Source organism: Vibrio sp. 1078-1, assembly GCF_033340475.1.
On the sequence record NZ_JAWOWM010000983.1, the window covers coordinates 1 to 505 of the forward strand.

1 protein-coding gene is annotated in these 505 nt (G+C 48.7%); it reads right to left on the bottom strand.

Annotation, left to right across the window (positions count from 1 at the left end):
• Window positions 1–24 precede the first annotated feature (24 nt).
• On the bottom strand, window positions 25–505 hold a 481-nt coding region (locus R7190_RS31205), incomplete at its 5' end, for a DUF1800 family protein (RefSeq protein ID WP_411978112.1).

Below are 505 nucleotides of genomic sequence, written 5' to 3' on the forward strand. Positions count from 1 at the left end.
TCTCGAAATGTCCATAATTCACCCCTAATCCTGAATGTAAAATTCATCGCCAGAAATCGCAGTAAAGATAACGAGTGCGAGTTTTGTTGTTGGTACGTAATCGGTTCGATACTCATCCGACACTTCTAGCAAAAGCGCTTTGAGTTCAGGCGAAGCCGTGCCCGCAAAGAATCGTTCATCGACACGCTCAACGAGAGCTTCGTGATCATCGAGTAGGGAATACAGTTCGCTAAAGTCCAGCGTATAAGTATCGCCACCACCCGAGCGAGTGCTACTGAGCATGAAATTGACCAGATCGGTATACACTGACCAATCGAGCAATTCGTATTCGGGTGACACCATGCCTGACTGCACAAACTCATTCGAAGGTTGATAGTCTGGCGAGTAGAAGTTGAATACCGAAGGAGAACGCAGTGCGCCTTGTTCTGCGGTGTTCATCACTGTTGTTGCTCCGTCATAGCGCGCAGCGGTAAGTGTAAAGCCTGCGGCTCGGTGGAAGTTGGTA